Source organism: Virgibacillus sp. 7505 (assembly GCF_002272135.1).
GTDB lineage: Bacteria > Bacillota > Bacilli > Bacillales > Amphibacillaceae > Terribacillus.
This window is the reverse complement of sequence record NZ_NPBF01000022.1, coordinates 65030-82585: the sequence shown is the minus strand read 5'-3', so window position 1 is coordinate 82585 and position 17556 is coordinate 65030. Positions and strand designations below refer to the sequence as shown.

Below are 17556 nucleotides of genomic sequence, written 5' to 3'. Positions count from 1 at the left end.
TTATTTGATTAACGCATTGCTGTCGATGATAAGTGCTACTTGGCCATCTCCCAAGATGGTAGCTCCAGAGATAGCAAAGATTTCAGTCAGGTAGTTTCCTAAGGATTTAAGGACGATTTCTTGCTGACCGATAAATCCATCTACAATCAATCCAGCTGATTTGTCACCTTTTTTAATGATGACAACAGAATAGTGATCCGCCTCTTCTTTCACTTCAGGTACTTGGAAAACGTCCTTCAAGGAAACAAGAGGGACGACTCTGCCCCGGAAATCGATTACTGCTTGATTATGGACATACATGATATCCGCTTTCGGAATAATTGCTGTTTCGATGATAGAAGATAGCGGAACAGCATATTTCTCTTTTTGGATCTCAACAAGCAAGACACTGATAATTGATAATGTAAGCGGCAATTCTATGCTGAATACTGATCCTTTTCCTTCTTCGGAATTGATTGTAATAGTACCGCCAAGTGATTCGATCGTATTGCGGACAACATCCAAACCAACACCGCGACCTGAAATATCAGAAATGGTGTCAGCTGTTGAAAAGCCGCTCTGCATGATCAAGCCGAATACTTGATTATCAGTCATGATTGCTGCTTGTTCTTTTGTGATAAGACCATTTTTAATTGCTTTTTCCGTAACTTTCTTCCGGTTAATTCCTGCACCATCGTCGGTAATATCAATAAAAACATGATTTCCGGAATGGTAGGCTTTCAGTTTGATTGTTCCTGTTTCTGGCTTGCCTAGCTCACGTCTTACTTCCGGAGTTTCCACGCCATGATCCAGACTGTTGCGAATCAAATGTACAAGCGGGTCACCAATTTCGTCGATTACTGTACGGTCAAGCTCTGTTTCAGCGCCTTCGATCTGCAGATCAATTTTCTTGCCAAGATCTTTTGCAAGCTGCCTTACCATACGCGGGAAGCGGTTGAATACTTGATCAATCGAAACCATCCGCATAGTCAGTACGATACTTTGAAGGTCACCAGAGATTCTAGCCATCCGCTCAACTGTCTCGTGCAGTTCTGGATGCTTCACATCCTCGGCAATCTGTTCAAGTCTGCCGCGATCTATGACTAGCTCTTCAAACAGATTCATCAGAATATCCAGGCGTTCAATATTCACACGAATCGTCTTGTTGCTTTGTTGGGCTTTTTTCTCATTTGTTGTTTCTTGTACCTTTTCTTCATGCACAGAAGCAGTTACTTCTTCTTTTCCTTCATCCTGTGCGTGCTTATATGTATCGACGAAAAAGTTTTGGATGGAGACAGCATCTATCTCAGATACTTTCAGGACCTTCTCCTCGATAAGTTCTTTCTTCTCTTTTGTCACGAGTAACACTTCAAACGTCAGGTCGAATGCTTCATCCTCAAGCTGGGAAACCTCCGGATTGCTCTTGACTACTTCTCCCAAAGATTCAAGTACTTCGAATACCATGTAAACCCGGGCAGCCTTCAGCATACAATCTTCACGTAACGTAACTTTTGTATAGAAGGTTTGGAATCCTTTTTCTTCGCTTTCCCGTAATACAGACAGCTCGAATTCATCCAGAATAAGACCTGAGGTATCACTAACCTTTTCCTCTGCAACTGCTGCAGCTACCTGAAGCGGTGCTTCGCCAGATTCAATTGCCGCAAGCTGGCTGACCAACTCACTTACCTCTTTTGTTCCTGCTCCACCGGATTCAATATCCAGGACCATCTCTTCCAGACTATCTACAGCCTCAAAAACCACATCAAGAATCTCTGGGTTGATTTTAATCTGATGATTACGAATTGCATCTAGTACGTTTTCCATTTGATGCGTCAAATTGGCTAAATCCTGATAACCCATCGTAGCCGACATGCCTTTCAGCGTATGAGCGGAACGGAAAATTTCATTGACTACTCCAATATCTTCCGGCTGTTTTTCAAGTTCTAGCAAATGCTGATTCAAAGCTTGAAGATGTTCTTTGCTTTCTTCGATGAATACACCTAAATACTGATCTACTTCCATTTGTTGACCCCCTCTAATAGATTGATTCTCTGCTGGATTGCCGAGGCGATTGACTGGACTGGACAAACATGATGCAACAGTCCGGCCTCAGCTGCCGCTCTCGGCATACCGTAAACAACACAAGACTCTGCCGATTCACCGATGCTGTAGACAGATGGCTGTCTATTCTTGATTTTTCGCAGCCCCTCGGTTCCATCCGCTCCCATTCCTGTCATAATAACGGTACATACATCCACATTTTCCAAACTGCTGATAGATTCGAACATTCTGTCTACAGAAGGCCGATGCCCCTTCACAGGGTCTTCCAATGTCAGTTTGGCAATAAGTCTGCTATCTGCCTGGCCAATCGTAAGATGATGTCCGCCTGGCGCGATATAAACCACGCCGTTTTTTAAAGTTTCATTTTGTTCGGCTTCCTTGACTTTTATTGCACTGAGACTATCCAGCCTTTCTGCCAGGGACTTCGTGAATCCTACTGGCATATGTTGAACGACAACAACAGGAGCAGCCAGTGCAGCGGGCAGTTTTCCGATTACTTCCTGCAGAGCTCTTGGACCTCCAGTAGAAGTACCAATCGCTATCAAATTGCGATCCGCCCGTTTCTTCTCGGGAGCCTTTGCGAAAACTTTAACCTCAGCAGCTTTTACTTGTTCCCTGATTGATAGACGAGAGGAAGCTGCTGCCACGACTTTGACGACTAGTTCGTCCCGCACTTTATCCAGGTCCAAAGATATGGAACCAGACGGTTTTGCAATGAAATCAACTGCACCGAGCGACATGGCATGAATGGTCATATCTGCACCTTGCTTCGTCAAGCTGGAGAGCATGACAACCGGCAGAGGGTGCTTCAGCATGATTTGCTTCAGCGCATCCAGTCCGTTCATGATCGGCATTTCCACATCCATCGTTACTACATCTGGTTTCAGTTGGCTGATTTGGTCCAGGCCATCCTTGCCATTGCGTGCTGTTCCGATAACTTCCAAGCGATCATCACTGCTCAGTAAATCCGAAATGATTTTCCGCATAAAAGCGGAATCATCAACGACCAAAACGCGGATCTTTCCCATTACGAGTTCCTCCCATCCATATATCTTTCAATCTGCCAATAAACGATGTTCTTTCTATAGCTGTTGATTCTGCTGCAGGCTTCAGATAGCTGGCTGCAAGCCGCTTAATGACTGGACCCGCTTTTGTATCCTTGTGATTTAGGAATGGCTCCTGCATTTTTACCGACTTTGGAACCTGTTTATCTTCCGGCAGGATACCTAATAGCATTATCTCGGTATGAAGAAATGTCTGTATTACTTCCTTCATCCGAGCTGCTGTATCCTGTCCCTCGCGCTTGTCGATTGCACGATTTACAAGCAGGTGCATCGGCAGCTCAGCATCGCGCTGTTTGATATGTTTTATCAGGGCATATGCATCCATCATGCTAGTCGGTTCAGTTGTCGTTACAACGATACTTTCATCCGCGGCCAAGATGAACGATGCACTTTCTTCTGTTAATCCAGCCCCCATATCCAGGAACACAAAGTCATAGATTTGCTGTGCTCTTTCAAACTCTTTTTGAAAATGGGCGAATCCGGCACCATCCATATGAAAGAGTTCATTCATCGCTGCACCAGCAGCAATGAAGTCAAGATTATCAGGTCCTGCTTCGACAATTTGTTCCAGTTTTAAACGGTTTTGAATCATTTCCACAAAGGAATGCTTGGCCGATTTGCCAAGCAATATCTCGATGTTCCCCATTCCTAAATCCAAGTCGATAAGCAAGACTGATTTTCCAAGCTTGCTTAAGGCTAACGAAAAGTTAAGAGCGAAATTCGATTTGCCTACTCCGCCTTTTCCGCTGGCAACAGCTATGGTTCTTCCAAGTGAAGTGCGCTGAACACTTGCCCGGAGTTTAGCTGCTTGATCATGCACGGGCTGTCGCCTCCATTACACGTTTTGCCAAGTAAGACGCGGATGGTGTGATAATATCATCCGGTACATCCTGTCCGTGGGTTAGATACGCCACACCAATATGTGCTTGCTGTACCAAATTCAGGATACCTCCGTAACGGCTCGCTTCATCTAATTTAGTGAAAATGAACTGCTTGATCGGCAGGTGGGCAAACTGTTCGTAAATCTCCGAAAGATCGCTGGCTCTTGTCGTTATGGACAAAGTTAAATACGTTTCCGCTTCATTCTGCAAATCAAGCGTTTGCTCAAGCTCTTTTACAAAGGCGGAATCTTTGAAGTTTCTCCCTGCTGTATCGACGAATACCACATCATAATCTGCTAGCTTTTCCCTGGCAGCTTGATAATCTTCAAGCGTATATGCAACTTCAAGCGGAACTTCCAGTATTTTGGCGTATGTTCGCAGCTGATCGATTGCGGCAATTCTATACGTGTCAGTCGTAATAAAAGCAACCCTTTTTTTATCGACTAAAGCGCTTTTTGCCGCAAGCTTTGCAATCGTTGTCGTCTTACCAACACCAGTCGGACCTACAAGATGTATAAATTTCTTTTCGAATCGTGCGGGCTGCTGCACCTTATCAAATCGCTTTATAAGCGTATCAAGCAGTCTTTGTTCCTCATCCTCATTCACAGCATCTTCCAAGAGGCGTTCCATAAGACCAGAAGCGATCTGTGGATGAACCTCGTTATGAAGCAGTCGATCATACAATCCTTGCAATGGCAGGGCATAATGTCGGGTCTGGTTAGTAAGCACAGACCTTAATTCCTTTTTAAGATCTGCTATTTCAGCTGAAAAATCTGTTTCTGCTTGATTTGTCTCTTTCTTCTCAAGAGACACCGCAGATGTAATAACTGGTGGCACTGTGCGAGCGCTGCTGGCCACATCCTGCTTGTCCAAAGCCGCAATGACTTCAATCCGTTTCTTTTTAAATAGTCCGAGAAATCCGCCGCTTGTCAGTTCTTTTGTTCGTAGGATGACTGCATCCTTACCTAATTCACGTCTTATCTGAATCATTGCTTCGGGCATTGTGGCAGCTGTATATTTCTTCATTTTCATGCGACATTCACCATCCCGACACTCCTGATTTCTGTTGTATTATCCAATTCGTTGTAGGACAGAACGACTGCATGCGGCAGACTGCGATCGAGCAGCTGTCGCATGTACATCCGGATTGTAGGAGAGCACAACACAATTACTGTTTCTTCCCGTAAAGACAAACGTTCTGCTTGTTCCATAACTGACTGTACGATTTTCTGCTGAGATTCAGGATCCAGTGACAAATAATTTCCATGCTCTGTTTGCTGGATATGATCTGCTATGACCTTTTCAACAGCTCCGGATACGGTAATGACCTGCAGCGGCTGACTATTCTGTACATATTGCTTCGTTATTTGCGGTGCAAGTGCTTGGCGTGCATATTCCGCTAACAAATCTGTATCCGTCGTCATCCTGCCGAAGTCAGCGAGTGTTTCGAATATAACCGGCAGATTTCTAACCGATACATGCTCACGCAGTAGCTTTGCCAGTACCTTTTGTACGTCTCCAACTGAAAGCGGATCCGGTGTTACTTCTTCTGCCAATATTGGGTACGATTCCTTTAAGTGATCGATAAGCTGCTTTGTTTCCTGTCTGCCGAGCAGTTCATGCGCATGGCGCTTAATTGTTTCCGTAAGATGAGTAGATACGACGGAAGGAGGATCAACTACCGTGTAGCCTGAAAGCTCCGCATCATCCTTCGTGTCCTCGCTGATCCATTTAGCAGGCAAGCCGAAAGCTGGTTCGAGTGTTTCAATTCCATCCAGACCATCATCTTCCACACCTGGACTCATTGCTAAGTAATGATCCAGCAGCACTTCACCAGCTGCTACTTCATTTCCTTTTATCTTCAAACGGTATTCATTCGGGCCAAGCTGAATATTATCGCGTATCCGTACAACCGGAATAACGATACCAAGCTCGATTGCCAGCTGTTTGCGTATCATGACAATTCTATCAAGCAAGTCGCCTCCTTGATTCGTATCCGCCAGCGGTATGAGCGCATAACCAAATTCGAATTCGATAGGATCCATGCTTAATAGATTCACAACATTGTCCGAAGACTTCATTGTCGCTTCCTCTTGCACTTCCTCTGTGACTTCTGCCACTGTCTCCTGCTTTTTCTGAATCCTGGACAAGAAGTAACCAGATCCGGCAAGTATGGCAGCAATCGTTGTTGTCAGGAAAAAGTTGATCGGTGTCAAGCCGAGCATGAAGATTGTCCCTGCCGCAATATATAACAAACTTGGGTATCGGAAGAGCTGCTTTGTAACATCACTGCCCAGGTTCCCTTCCGAAGCTACGCGTGTCACCACGATACCTGTTGCAGTAGAAATCAAGATAGCCGGTATTTGTGTGACCAGTCCATCACCGATAGTAAGTCGCATAAACGTATTAATAGCATCCTGGAAGGTCATGCCCATTTGCATCATCCCGATAATCAATCCGAATACGATATTGATTAATACAATAATGATTCCGGCAATAGCATCACCTTTAACGAATTTACTTGCACCATCCATCGCTCCATAGAAATCCGCTTCATTTTCCACTTTTTCACGGCGCTTTTTAGCTTCTACATCTGATATCATGCCAGCATTCAAATCGGCATCTATACTCATCTGCTTACCTGGCATTGCATCAAGTGTGAACCGGGCTGCTACTTCAGATACCCGCTCCGACCCTTTTGTGATGACCAGGAATTGGATGATAACCAAAATGATGAAAACAACAAAACCGACAAGCGGATTATCACCGATTACAAAGCTGCCGAAAGTCTCTACTACACCCCCGGCATGGCCTTCTGAAAGGATTGCTCTCGTAGTCGATATATTCAATGCCAGCCTGAATAGCGTAAGCAAAAGTAAGAGGGTTGGGAAGATTGAGAATTGCAACGCTTCCTCCGTATTCATCGCCACCAGAATGACGATCAAAGCAAGCGAGATATTCGTCAGGATCAGAACGCTGAGAAGCCAATCCGGCAATGGGATGATCAGCATGACGATCACTAATATAACTGCTATAAGTACTGACATATCCTTAAGTTTCATGTTGTAATTCCTCTTCTCTTACATTTTACGCTCTGTGCGGTACACAAAGGCGAGCACTTCCGCAACCGCCTGGAAGAATTCTTCCTTTATCGGCTGATTCAGCTCTACATTCTTATATAATCCGCGTGCCAGCGGTCTGTTTTCTACCATAGTTACATCGTTCGCCTTCGCGATTTCCTTTATTTTCAGCGCTACATGATCCATTCCTTTTGCAATGACGATTGGTGTATCAGACTTTTTGTCGTCATATTGGATAGCAATTGCAAAGTGTGTCGGGTTCGTAATGACCACATCGGCCTTCGGAACCTCACTCATCATCCTCATCATGGACATTTGGCGCTGTTTTTCTTTTATCTTGGAACGAATCAATGGATTTCCTTCCATGTTTTTATACTCATCCTTGATATCCTGCTTGGACATCCGAATATTCTTTGCGAAATCAAATCGCTGATATGCATAATCTAGAACTGCTATAAACAATAGGGCAATCGTTGCTGCAAAACCCATGTATAAAGTAATTTTCCCAAAAAACTGCATTGCGTTTTCAGGAGACTTCAGGAACATAGTCATCACAGTATCCATGTTCTGCCAAAGCACATAGAATGTGACCGCGCCTACCAGCCCAATCTTAAGAAGGGATTTTAGTAACTCGACCAAAGCCCGGACTGAAAAAATCCGCTTTGCTCCTTGAATTGGATCTATTTTCTTCAAGTCAAATTTTATTGCTTCCCCGCTGAACAGCAATCCGAACTGCGAAAAATTAGAGACCAGACCAGCCAGAATAGCAATTCCCATGACTGGACCGACTATTTTCGCAAGGGATATGCTCATCTCCACCAGAAGTGTCTGCACAGTATTCGCGGTAATATCCTGATTGAGATAATGATCGAAAACATGTGTGAAGAGCTGGAGGAACTGATTCTTGAAATAGCCGCCCATCAGCGCTAAGACACCCAAAGAAAATAAAAGCAATATGGCAGTGTTGACATCCTGACTCTTGGCTACTTGTCCTTTTTTCCTAGTATCCTGCTGTTTCTTAGGAGTCGCCTTCTCTGTCTTCTCACCAGCGAAAAACTGCAGGTCTAAACGATATTTCATTTAAGCCCCTCCAAACAGCACCATCAAATCGCGCATTGCTACAAGCATATAGTCGAACAGCTGCCGAACTACTGACATATAGATACCCATCGATAGGAACAGCAGCACAAAAGCTATCAATATCTTAATCGGTGGACCTACGACAAATACGTTCAGCTGCGGTACTGTTCTAGCAACTATACCGATAGCTACATCAACCAAAAACAAACAGCCGACAAGAGGAATGCTCATCTGAAATGCTATGAGGAACATTTGGCTGAAGGTACGGAGCACCAGTTCTACAATTGACTGATTGCCGAATGGTACCATCTCATCCAATGGAATCAGCTGATAACTGTAAAAAATTCCATCAATCAAGAGCAAATGACCGTTGACAGACAGCAGGAACAGTGTAGCAATCGTATATAGGAATTGTCCCGTCAGCGGGCTTTGAGCCCTTGTAACAGGATCAATGACATTGGCAATTGCAAAGCCCATCTGAAAATCGATCAAGCCTCCAGCAACATTTATTGCCTGGATGACGATAAAAGCAAGCAAACCAATTGTCAGGCCTACCATTGCTTCCTTGAAAAGTAATAGGAAATACGTGTGGTCGACTGGAATGGTCGGGCGATCTATCGTAAAGAAAATAATCAAGGCAAGGAAGAAGCTGAACCCAATCTTGAATGTTGTTGGCACGTTTCTATATGAAAACAGTGGTACCGTAACAAAAAAAGCAACAAGGCGAACTAGGATTAAAGCAAATGCTGGTACAACGGTATAATCAATTTGCGACAGCATCTAATCAGCCCACAAACCGATCCAGATTCTCTAGGATACCTGCAGTGAATTCGACCATTCTTGTCAGCATCCAGGGACCGAAGAAAACCAAACCCACTAATACAGCTACTATTTTAGGAATAAACGCTAACGTCTGCTCCTGAATCTGAGTCGTTGCTTGAAATATACTGACAATCAAACCGACGGCAAGTGCCAGAATAAGCAAAGGTCCGCTGACAATCAGTACTGTATAAATTCCGCGTTCTGCGATGGAAATAACAAATTCACTGCTCATATTACTTACGCTCCTTCATTCGCTAAAACCCTCGCAGCAACGAGGATGTGACCAAATACCAGCCATCCACCAGGATGAATAACAAAATTTTGAATGGTAATGAAATGATTACTGGCGGCAGCATCATCATACCCATCGACATGAGAATACTAGCTACTGCCATATCAATGACAAGAAAAGGAATGAAGATCATAAAACCCATTTGGAAAGCTGTCTTCAACTCACTGATTGCAAAAGCCGGGACAAGCGTTGATAGCGGAATATCTTCGACTGATTCCGGTCTTTCCATACCGGCATAATTCATAAATAAAGATAAATCCTTTTGTCGTGTTTCTTCCGCCATGAACATCTTGATTGGACCGCTGGCTTCTGTATAAGCCTCATCAAGTGATATTTCATCATTCATCAATGGCGTAATAGCCTGATCATTGATCTCATTGAAAGTTGGCGCCATGATAAAGAAAGTCATGAATAATGCTATCCCGATCAATACCTGCGTCGGCGGAGTCTGCTGTGTACCTAAACTCATTCGCACAAACGACAGCACAACCACTATTCGTGTGAAGCAAGTCATCAGGATCAGTATTCCTGGTGCCAGGGAAAAAACCGTCAATAATAACAGCAACTTGACCGAGGTAGATACATTCTCGGGGTCGGTTCCAGAAAATATATTGATAAAATCATTCATTGTCTGTATCCTTCCTTTGCTGCTGTTTCAACCTGTTCCGTGACTGCTTCAGCTTCCCTATTTCCTCTTTGAATAAATCCTCAAAATTGCTGGCTGACTCATTTTGTTCCGTTTTTTCTTCTTGGTGCTTCTCTTCTTGCTGTTTTCTGCCTGGAAGAATGTTTGCCAATAAGGCAGATGCCTTCATTTCCTGCTGATCCTGTTCGCTCAGTTCCTTAATTGTCTGCTCATCTTTTATTTCTGTAAGCAAATCGACATTATCGCCGACACCCAGCATGAATACTTTTTCACCGACCCGGACAATCTGGACGGATTTGTTGTTGCCTAGTGCGATTCCGCCAATGTTCTCCATAGCCCGGACCTGCTGAAAAAGTCGATTTCGCTTATTCAAAAACTTCAGTAGGACATAGATCAGTCCGAGCACGACGACTAGCGCCAATGCAAGCTTGACCAGATTCAGAAAGGTCGATGTGCCTCCAGCTGCTGAATCAGCCGAATCTGCTGCTGGTATATTCTCTTGTTGATTTCCGGCTTCGTTCATATCTTTGCATTCATCTGATTGGGCCGCACCTTCTTTCAAGCAATCCTCCACGCTTGCTGCCGCTTCAGCAGTAACCGGGGAAAGGATAAGATGCAGCAATACGACGAGCATGCATGCCCAGACTGTTCTTTTCATCATTTCCTACTCACCTTTTTTTAGCTTAATGCTTTTTGAATTGCCTCTACAACACGATCTGCTTGGAATGGTTTAACGATAAAGTCTTTAGCACCTGCTTGAATTGCATCGATAACCATCGCTTGCTGGCCCATAGCAGAACACATAATAACTTTTGCGTCAGGATATTGGCTTCTGATTTCTTTCATTGCAGCAATTCCATCCATTTCGGGCATTGTGATATCCATTGTCACAAGATCCGGAGTCAATTCCTTGTATTTTTCTACAGCCTGCTGGCCATCCTGTGCTTCCCCTACTACTTCAAAGCCGTTCTTTGTCAAGATATCCTTGATCATCATGCGCATGAATGCAGCGTCGTCTACGATTAAAATTCTGTTTCCCATATTTTCTCTTCCTCTCAATGGTCAAATTAGTTAATTGATTTCAATCTGTCTGTTTGGCTCAAGATGTCAGTTACACGTACACCAAAGTTCTCTTCGATGACGACAACCTCACCTTTAGCTATCAATTTATCATTTACATGTATATCCACAGGTTCACCCGCAAGCTTGTCCAATTCAACAACAGAACCGACAGACAGCTCTAGGATTTCCTTGATGGTGCGCTTCGTTCTGCCCAGCTCAACTGATACCTTCAGCGGTATATCCATCAGCAAGTCAAGGTTGCGCGGCTGTTCAGCAGGCGGAGCTGCTGGTGTATCAAAACTCGCAAATGCTGCTTGCTGTACATTTGGTGCTGGCTGAGCAGGCCGCTGCGGTGCACTCTGTTGTGGCGCAGCTTGCTGCATAGCCGGCTGTGTTTGACTTGGAGCAGCTTGCTGCTGTGGTGCAGCTGTTTCTTCCGGCTCTTCTGGTGCTGGCTGCAACAGCTCGTTCACCATATCCTTGGCAAACTCAGTTGACAAAAGCTGCATGATAGAAGAATCTATCAGGTTACCAATCTTCAAATCAAAGGAGACACTTACTAGTTGTTCATCCTCAGGCAGTTTATCGGCACCAGTACCAGCAGAAAGGTCCATCAGTGCGATCGACGGCGGAGAAATATCAATTTTCTTACTGAATACAGTACTCATACTTGTTGCAGCTGCACCCATCATTTGATTCATCGCTTCCTGTACAGCGCTCTGATGGATTTCATTGAATTCTTCTGCTGGAGCATTTCCGTCTCCGCCAAGCATCAAGTCTGCAATTATAGCTGCATCCCTCTGCTTAATAACAAAAAGGTTGGCCCCAGAAAATCCTTCTGTATAGCTGACCTCTATCGCCACATTCGGCTGTGGGAATTTATCATATAGATCGGATCTTTTAATTACAGCAGTTTTTGGTGTCGTGATATCGACCTTTTGATTTAAAAGTGTCGATAGTGTTGTTGCCGAACTGCCAAATGAGATATTGCCAATCTCACCAAGCGCATCCACTTCCATAGAATCCAAATTTTCCTCAGGGAGGTGCTGCTCATCATCTGTGCTGCTCGGATTGTCGGCTGGTCCATTTAATAATGCATCTATTTCTTCTTGGGACAACATATTGTCACTCATTTTCTTCCCCCCCTGTTTCAATCTCTTCCATTATTTGTATCGCCATTTTATTTTTCTGTTTACCTGGCTGAGCTTTGAATTTCACTTGATTATCCACTCTAACATCAAGAGGTCGGTCGATTTGCTGATTCAGCATTAGCACATCACCTTCCCTAAGGTTGAACAGCTCTTCCACATGAATCGATGTCTCTCCAAGGATCGCCTTCAAATCTATCGAAGCTTTCTGGATACTTGCGGATAGATCCCGCAACTCTGTTTCATTTCCTTGTCTGTCTACTGGAGCCTGCATCCAATAATGTATAGAAAGCTTCGATACAATCGGCTCCAGCACAACATGCGGGATACAAATATTAATCATGCCGGATGTTTCACCGATTGTAGAATTCAGTGTCACAACGACAACAGTTTCGTTCGGTGAAACCATCTGGAGAAATTGCGGGTTGACCTCGAACTCTTCTAATATAGGATCAACATCCTCTACGGATTGCCAAGCCGACTTTAAGTTTTCCATTCCGGATTCGAACAATTGCGTCATGAGTGTCGTTTCTATTTCAGTCAAGTTGTTGATCTTATTTACACTGCTGCCGCGACCGCCTAGAGTCCTGTCCAGCATCGCAAAAGCGATGGTCGGATCATACTCAATCAAAATCTTGCCCTCAAGCGGTGCCAGACTGTAGGTGTTCAATATAGTCATCGTCGGAATGGATCGTATGAACTCCTCATAAGGCACTTGATCCACAGATGCGACTGATATTTGGACAAATGTTCGCAGTCTTGCCGAATAGAACGTAGTCAGCAATCTGGCAAAATTCTCATGAATTCGTGTAAGGCTGCGGATCTGATCCTTCGAAAAACGGAGTGCTCGTTTAAAATCGTACGTTTTTACCTTTTTGGCTTTCTCATCCTGTTTCAGCTCATCTGCATCCATCTCACCGGAAGATATAGCGGATAACAGTGCATCGATCTCATTCTGTGATAAGACCTCTTCTGCCATGCACGTCACCTCCGTTCCTGCTTTTCAGTGGTTTATTGTAGTACTTTGCTGATCGTATATACATCTTCGATCTTGCCTTCTTGCATTTCTTCATTCAATTTTTTCTTAAGGTTTTCTTCCAAGTCAGTCAATCCAGCCTGAAAATCCTCTTTGTTGATCGCAGTCATTTCCTTGATCACGATATTTTTCAGCTGGAACTGTCGTGCGGTTACTTCTTCCTTCGCTTTCTCGCCATCTGTGATGAGCTGGAATTGGATCCGGACGATACTGCCATCCTCCAAATCAGTGGTGATCTCATCTGTTGCTACTGAATATTCAGCAAGCTCAGTTGCCGAAGGTTCTTTAGCCTCTGACGTAGGGCTCGTGAAGAAATTCCATGCTACAAATCCGCCAGCCCCTAAGATCACGACAACCGATAAAATAATAATGATAACTTTAGCGTTCATTTTTTTCTTGTTTCTCCTTCACACCAATCAAACCGATAGATTGATAGAATTCGCGTATTTTTCTCGCTACTTCTATCTCCGACTCCCGCACAATGATCTTCTTGCTGGACGTAAGTGTGATCGTTGTGTCAGGAAAGGATTGTATCTGTTCGATGAATAGTGCATTCAATGTTAATGATTCTCCATTTAATCTTGTTAGCTGAATCATGCTATGAAAGGGAGCTTTTAACTCCCTTCACCCCCCCTTTTAACGTTTCAGGTTAACAAGCTCTTCCAAGATCTGATCGGATGTAGTAATGATTCTAGTATTTGCCTGGAATCCACGCTGCGCGATAATCATATTCGTGAACTCTTCAGAAAGGTCCACGTTGGACATTTCCAAAGCCCCAGGTACGACGTTCGCTGTACCATTTTCACCTGGAGCTGATATAGTTCCACCACCAAGCAAACCTGCGTTAGGCGTGTTTCGATATGTGCTGTTCCCATTCTTGATTAATCCATCAGGATTAGAAAACTTCGCCAGCCCGATAGTGCCAGCTACCTCAAGAGTTCCGTCTTCGTCATTGTAAGTCACTTGCCCTTGTGAATTGATACTTAGACTTGTAGCACCTTCTGGAACCGTTATGGCCTCTCCGTTAGTACCAAGGAGAAATAGCCCGCTGCTATTAACAATTCTTCCGTCTCCATCCAAATAGAAGTTACCTGCTCGAGTAAAGCCAACTTCAGCCGATGTTAAATCGTTATTACCTGTAGGTGAAGAAGAAACGATGAACATACCATCTCCTTCAAGGGCTAAATCAAGAGTTCGATCAGTATTTTGACGGTTACCTTGTGTATGCACATTATCAATTGAACCAATCTTTGAACCCAACCCAACTTGGCTGGCATTTGTACCGCCAGTAGTTGCTGTAGGGTCGTTGGATGCCTTGATTTGCTGATTCATCATATCCTGGAAAGTAATTCTGCTCTTCTTATATCCTGACGTGTTTACGTTAGCGATGTTGTTACCAACCACATCCAAGTTTGTCTGAAAACCTTTCATACCAGAAATACCAGAGTAAAGAGAACGTAACATGCTTCATCATCCTTTTCTTATTTATTATTCGTTGCTTACCTTCGTTACTGCGTCTGCATAAATTGACTTTCCATTTTCGAGCTCCAGCACGGCATAGCCGCCTTGCTGCGTCACAGCTGTAACCTTACTTGTAATGGTGTCGGTGATCTCACCTGTATCTAAGTCATATTCGTTATACGTTACTTGTTTATCGATCATATGACTGTACTGAAGCACAGGCGACATGACTGTCTGATTCCCGGCAAGAGACTGGACAGCTTCCGATATATTCATGACCTGCTCCAGATTAGTGAAGGAAGTCATTTGGTCCACAAACTTTGAATCATCCATTGGACTTGTAGGATCCTGATTTTGCAGCTGAACCATCAAGATCTGTAGAAAATCATCTTTATCCAGCGTTGCACTTGGAGTTCTAGTTTTTTGTGAGTCCAGATAATAGCTGGAGTCTATTGCTCCTGTAGTCGTCATATCTTAATCTCCTTTTGTTCAAGCAAAATGTCCGCAAAGGTGGATTGGTTTTCTTCATGAACTACATTTTCCTTCTGTTTCTGCTGCTGATTCGCCTGTTCCTCATCTTTTTCCTGGAACGTTTGCTGATCATAACTTTCAGCAGACGTTGTCTGGAATTGATCTGCTCGCTCAGCGATTGTTACCTGATGAGGAGAGAACATATGCTTGAGACTTGATATATTGGATTCCAGCAAATCCTTAGCCTGTTTTGATGTTGCGAGAATCTGAACGGTAATGTCTCCGTTCTCACGTACTAATTTCACTTGTAAGTCGCCTAAATTACCCGGCTTCAGCTGAATAGACAATTCCTTCAAGCCGTTTCTGTCAGATAAAATGCCGCTGAACTTCACTGCCTGTTCAAGCTTTTGGATAAGTTCCTCACTAGCTTGCTCCGGCGTCTGATCAGCTTGTTTCAAATGGAACATGAGCTGCTCTTGCTTTGGAACCTGGAACATGCTGACTTGCTTTTGATCTATAACCTGAGAATCACGCTGCTGTGTTACGGCAGTGCTCATCTGTACTTTTTCTTTTCCGCTATCGGCAGCCGCGTCCACAAGCTGACGAACCGCGTTAGCAGTCTCTGTTAGCTTTGTCCCCGACTGCTGCGTCAATGCTGTTTGATTTCTGGCAGCCTGGGATTCCAGCAGGCTGGATCCTGTCAGTGAACGATTCGATAGCACAGCCAGTGTTTCACGTCTATCTAATTTAGCTGACAAGGTATCTGAAACTTCATCACTCACTGCATTCTGGACAGACGTACTATCTATAGCAGACTTAAAAGCTAGTGTATCTTTTATATTTAGCAAAGGGATACTCGAAAATTTTGTACCTGCAGCTATGGCTTGCAGAGAAACCATTCCTTTTTCACTATTGCTTACCATGCCTGTCACCGGAACACTGCCCGTAGACAACTGCTCCTGCAATTGCTCAAGCTGATCCATTAGGTCATTCACCGCTGACTCATTGTCTTTCGGTTTGATATTTCCCAAAACATTTTCTGCCATTTCTTTTAATTGTGCCGGCAGATAAACCGCTAGCTGATTCTCTCCAAATACTTGTTCCAGCAGTTCCCAAGCATCTTCAGGCTGCTCTTCAAGCTCAAGGGTGCCATCGGCCGGAACTTTGTCGAATAATGCATCCAGAATAACCTGCATATCCTGCTGGTCTTGCACATCTAATAGCATCGTTTCACTGCCAGCTTGATCATTCACATCCGGTTCGCCTGTTTTGGAACTGACTTGCTGGAATAAGCTTTGGAACACATCAGACGGTGCAGATGTCTTCTGCGGTACATTAGGAGTGGCGCTTGTCGGGAGCATAGACATAATGACATTATTCAACTGCTTCTGCCTCCTTTTCCGCATCGTCGACCATTGCACTTGTATAAGAAGCTGCTGCCTCCGGATCCATTGCAGCAAGAACTGTACCCCGTTTTTTACCGGATAGTTCCTGAAGCACACCCAAAGCTTTCTCGTTATCCAGCTTACTGATGATTGCTGCTGCCTTTGCATCATCCATCTTACTGAAGGATGCAGCAGCTTCTTTAAATGGAGTCGCTGGTTCTTCTCCAGCAGCTGTCTCCCCATCGGCAGTAGCAGCTTGTGCTGCAGCTGTATCAGCTTCAGGTTCAGTGCCGTTAATTTGATTTTCCAGTTTGACGATTTGCTGATTCAAATCATCAATCTCCGTATTTTTAGCATCCTCTGTTTCTTTCATCATATCGATAGTCGCTTGCTGATCCTTAAGCTGCTGTTTCAGCTTTTCCGCATCTGCAGTATTGCCCGATGTTGCGGCAGAATCATCATTGACCATGTTCCCGATGACTGGAATACCAGAGGCCAGCTTTGCAACAGATACACCTGAGAACTCTAATATTGCAATCACAAGTGCTGCTGCCAGTACGACAGGTAATAAGAAGTAGAGGAGAAATCCTTTTCCTTTGCCTTTTTTCTTTGGTTGATCTTGTTTTTGTTTTGCCATATACTATCGTGCTCCATTTGCTAAGAATTGGCGGATCGATATGTCATCCATCTGCTTATTTTCTTCTTCCTGCAGCTTGCGCCATGCTTCCTGCCTCTTCTTCTCTAGAAGCTTTTCGATCTTTTTCACTTCGATGTATGCTTCCGATAACAGCTCCTGTTTTTCCATCATAGCGTTACGAGCGAACTGTACAGCTATTTGGGTCCGGTCAATACGCCGGTTGATCGTTTCCAGGAAATCATGATGTTCAGACAGCCGCTGGATAGAAACAGAAGCCGCTAAGCCATTGGACAGCTGCTGTTCGGCATCTTCTTTCTTTTTGAGCAGTTCATACAAAGTAGTTGCTGCTGCTTCGAACTGCTGCTGCTTTTCTGCAAAAGCTTGCTGTGCGGTTTTTCGTTCCCGTTCCTTCATACGCAATATCTTTTCGAATACCTTTGCTTCAGCCATT

At 44.2% G+C, this 17556-nt stretch carries 20 protein-coding genes; all 20 read right to left on the bottom strand.

Features of this window, described 5'->3' with window-relative positions; all coding sequences use genetic code 11:
• The 20 genes from CHH91_RS09110 to fliJ are packed head-to-tail and all read right to left on the bottom strand — an operon-like array spanning position 1 to position 17555.
• Positions 1 to 2001 (bottom strand): chemotaxis protein CheA, encoded by a 2001-nt coding sequence (locus CHH91_RS09110; protein ID WP_095223136.1) that lies wholly within the window; start codon positions 1999 to 2001, stop codon positions 1 to 3.
• Positions 1992 to 3068: a protein-glutamate methylesterase/protein-glutamine glutaminase gene (locus CHH91_RS09105; protein ID WP_095223135.1), complete on the bottom strand. Its 1077-nt coding sequence runs from the start codon at positions 3066 to 3068 to the stop codon at positions 1992 to 1994. Before CHH91_RS09105 ends, CHH91_RS09110 begins: the two co-directional genes overlap by 10 nt.
• Positions 3040 to 3924 (bottom strand): MinD/ParA family protein, encoded by an 885-nt coding sequence (locus tag CHH91_RS09100; RefSeq protein ID WP_095223134.1) that lies wholly within the window; start codon positions 3922 to 3924, stop codon positions 3040 to 3042. Before CHH91_RS09100 ends, CHH91_RS09105 begins: the two co-directional genes overlap by 29 nt.
• A complete protein-coding gene (flhF, locus tag CHH91_RS09095; RefSeq protein WP_095223133.1) occupies positions 3917 to 5017 on the bottom strand; it encodes a flagellar biosynthesis GTPase FlhF in 1101 nt (366 codons plus the stop codon). Before flhF ends, CHH91_RS09100 begins: the two co-directional genes overlap by 8 nt.
• Positions 5014 to 7047 (bottom strand): flagellar biosynthesis protein FlhA, encoded by a 2034-nt coding sequence (gene flhA / locus CHH91_RS09090; protein ID WP_095223132.1) that lies wholly within the window; start codon positions 7045 to 7047, stop codon positions 5014 to 5016. Before flhA ends, flhF begins: the two co-directional genes overlap by 4 nt.
• A gap of 18 nt (positions 7048 to 7065) precedes the next feature.
• Positions 7066 to 8145: a flagellar biosynthesis protein FlhB gene (flhB, locus tag CHH91_RS09085; RefSeq protein ID WP_095223131.1), complete on the bottom strand. Its 1080-nt coding sequence runs from the start codon at positions 8143 to 8145 to the stop codon at positions 7066 to 7068.
• Complete coding sequence (fliR, locus tag CHH91_RS09080; RefSeq protein ID WP_095223130.1) at positions 8146 to 8925, bottom strand: flagellar biosynthetic protein FliR; 780 nt, start codon at positions 8923 to 8925, stop codon at positions 8146 to 8148. It abuts the gene before it with no gap.
• 4 nt (positions 8926 to 8929) lie between these two features.
• Positions 8930 to 9199 carry a flagellar biosynthesis protein FliQ gene (fliQ, locus tag CHH91_RS09075; protein ID WP_038560224.1) on the bottom strand — a complete coding sequence of 90 codons (270 nt, stop codon included), beginning with the start codon at positions 9197 to 9199 and terminating at the stop codon, positions 8930 to 8932.
• A gap of 22 nt (positions 9200 to 9221) precedes the next feature.
• The gene (fliP, locus tag CHH91_RS09070; RefSeq protein WP_095223129.1) at positions 9222 to 9887 is read right to left on the bottom strand and encodes a flagellar type III secretion system pore protein FliP; all 666 of its coding nucleotides are present in this window, start codon (positions 9885 to 9887) and stop codon (positions 9222 to 9224) included.
• The gene (locus CHH91_RS09065) at positions 9880 to 10566 is read right to left on the bottom strand and encodes a flagellar biosynthetic protein FliO (RefSeq protein WP_095223128.1); all 687 of its coding nucleotides are present in this window, start codon (positions 10564 to 10566) and stop codon (positions 9880 to 9882) included. Before CHH91_RS09065 ends, fliP begins: the two co-directional genes overlap by 8 nt.
• Positions 10567 to 10583: 17 nt before the next feature.
• Positions 10584 to 10946, bottom strand: a complete 363-nt coding sequence (locus tag CHH91_RS09060; RefSeq protein ID WP_095217667.1) for a response regulator — start codon at positions 10944 to 10946, stop codon at positions 10584 to 10586.
• Between the two features lie 26 nt (positions 10947 to 10972).
• Positions 10973 to 12100, bottom strand: coding sequence for a flagellar motor switch phosphatase FliY (gene fliY / locus CHH91_RS09055; RefSeq protein WP_095223127.1), 1128 nt, complete (start codon positions 12098 to 12100; stop codon positions 10973 to 10975).
• Positions 12093 to 13094: a flagellar motor switch protein FliM gene (gene fliM / locus CHH91_RS09050; protein ID WP_095223126.1), complete on the bottom strand. Its 1002-nt coding sequence runs from the start codon at positions 13092 to 13094 to the stop codon at positions 12093 to 12095. The genes fliY and fliM overlap by 8 nt, the downstream gene beginning before the upstream one ends.
• Before the next feature lie 32 nt (positions 13095 to 13126).
• Complete coding sequence (locus CHH91_RS09045; RefSeq protein WP_095223125.1) at positions 13127 to 13540, bottom strand: flagellar basal body-associated FliL family protein; 414 nt, start codon at positions 13538 to 13540, stop codon at positions 13127 to 13129.
• A complete protein-coding gene (locus CHH91_RS09040) occupies positions 13530 to 13748 on the bottom strand; it encodes a flagellar FlbD family protein (protein WP_095223124.1) in 219 nt (72 codons plus the stop codon). The genes CHH91_RS09045 and CHH91_RS09040 overlap by 11 nt, the downstream gene beginning before the upstream one ends.
• Before the next feature lie 39 nt (positions 13749 to 13787).
• Positions 13788 to 14615 (bottom strand): flagellar basal body rod protein FlgG, encoded by an 828-nt coding sequence (gene flgG, locus CHH91_RS09035; RefSeq protein ID WP_095223123.1) that lies wholly within the window; start codon positions 14613 to 14615, stop codon positions 13788 to 13790.
• 24 nt (positions 14616 to 14639) lie between these two features.
• On the bottom strand, positions 14640 to 15083 hold the full coding sequence (locus CHH91_RS09030; RefSeq protein WP_095223122.1) for a flagellar hook capping FlgD N-terminal domain-containing protein: 444 nt from the start codon (positions 15081 to 15083) through the stop codon (positions 14640 to 14642).
• Positions 15080 to 16465, bottom strand: coding sequence for a flagellar hook-length control protein FliK (locus tag CHH91_RS09025; protein WP_176465739.1), 1386 nt, complete (start codon positions 16463 to 16465; stop codon positions 15080 to 15082). The genes CHH91_RS09030 and CHH91_RS09025 overlap by 4 nt, the downstream gene beginning before the upstream one ends.
• A complete protein-coding gene (locus CHH91_RS09020) occupies positions 16458 to 17105 on the bottom strand; it encodes a MotE family protein (protein WP_095223120.1) in 648 nt (215 codons plus the stop codon). Before CHH91_RS09020 ends, CHH91_RS09025 begins: the two co-directional genes overlap by 8 nt.
• Positions 17106 to 17108: 3 nt before the next feature.
• Complete coding sequence (gene fliJ / locus CHH91_RS09015; RefSeq protein ID WP_095223119.1) at positions 17109 to 17555, bottom strand: flagellar export protein FliJ; 447 nt, start codon at positions 17553 to 17555, stop codon at positions 17109 to 17111.
• Between the last annotated feature and the right edge of the window lies 1 nt (position 17556).

Coding starts and splice junctions, on each gene's coding strand:
- CHH91_RS09020 (WP_095223120.1), bottom strand. CDS start 17,105: ATGGCAAAACAAAAACAAGATCAACCAAAGAAAAAAGGCAAAGGAAAA.
- CHH91_RS09110 (WP_095223136.1), bottom strand. CDS start 2,001: ATGGAAGTAGATCAGTATTTAGGTGTATTCATCGAAGAAAGCAAAGAA.
- flhF (WP_095223133.1), bottom strand. CDS start 5,017: ATGAAAATGAAGAAATATACAGCTGCCACAATGCCCGAAGCAATGATT.
- flhB (WP_095223131.1), bottom strand. CDS start 8,145: ATGAAATATCGTTTAGACCTGCAGTTTTTCGCTGGTGAGAAGACAGAG.
- fliP (WP_095223129.1), bottom strand. CDS start 9,887: ATGAATGATTTTATCAATATATTTTCTGGAACCGACCCCGAGAATGTA.
- CHH91_RS09040 (WP_095223124.1), bottom strand. CDS start 13,748: ATGATTCAGCTAACAAGATTAAATGGAGAATCATTAACATTGAATGCA.
- fliJ (WP_095223119.1), bottom strand. CDS start 17,555: ATGGCTGAAGCAAAGGTATTCGAAAAGATATTGCGTATGAAGGAACGG.
- CHH91_RS09105 (WP_095223135.1), bottom strand. CDS start 3,068: ATGGGAAAGATCCGCGTTTTGGTCGTTGATGATTCCGCTTTTATGCGG.
- CHH91_RS09065 (WP_095223128.1), bottom strand. CDS start 10,566: ATGATGAAAAGAACAGTCTGGGCATGCATGCTCGTCGTATTGCTGCAT.
- flgG (WP_095223123.1), bottom strand. CDS start 14,615: ATGTTACGTTCTCTTTACTCTGGTATTTCTGGTATGAAAGGTTTTCAG.
- CHH91_RS09030 (WP_095223122.1), bottom strand. CDS start 15,083: ATGACGACTACAGGAGCAATAGACTCCAGCTATTATCTGGACTCACAA.
- CHH91_RS09045 (WP_095223125.1), bottom strand. CDS start 13,540: ATGAACGCTAAAGTTATCATTATTATTTTATCGGTTGTCGTGATCTTA.
- flhA (WP_095223132.1), bottom strand. CDS start 7,047: ATGAAACTTAAGGATATGTCAGTACTTATAGCAGTTATATTAGTGATC.
- fliQ (WP_038560224.1), bottom strand. CDS start 9,199: ATGAGCAGTGAATTTGTTATTTCCATCGCAGAACGCGGAATTTATACA.
- fliR (WP_095223130.1), bottom strand. CDS start 8,925: ATGCTGTCGCAAATTGATTATACCGTTGTACCAGCATTTGCTTTAATC.
- fliY (WP_095223127.1), bottom strand. CDS start 12,100: ATGAGTGACAATATGTTGTCCCAAGAAGAAATAGATGCATTATTAAAT.
- fliM (WP_095223126.1), bottom strand. CDS start 13,094: ATGGCAGAAGAGGTCTTATCACAGAATGAGATCGATGCACTGTTATCC.
- CHH91_RS09060 (WP_095217667.1), bottom strand. CDS start 10,946: ATGGGAAACAGAATTTTAATCGTAGACGACGCTGCATTCATGCGCATG.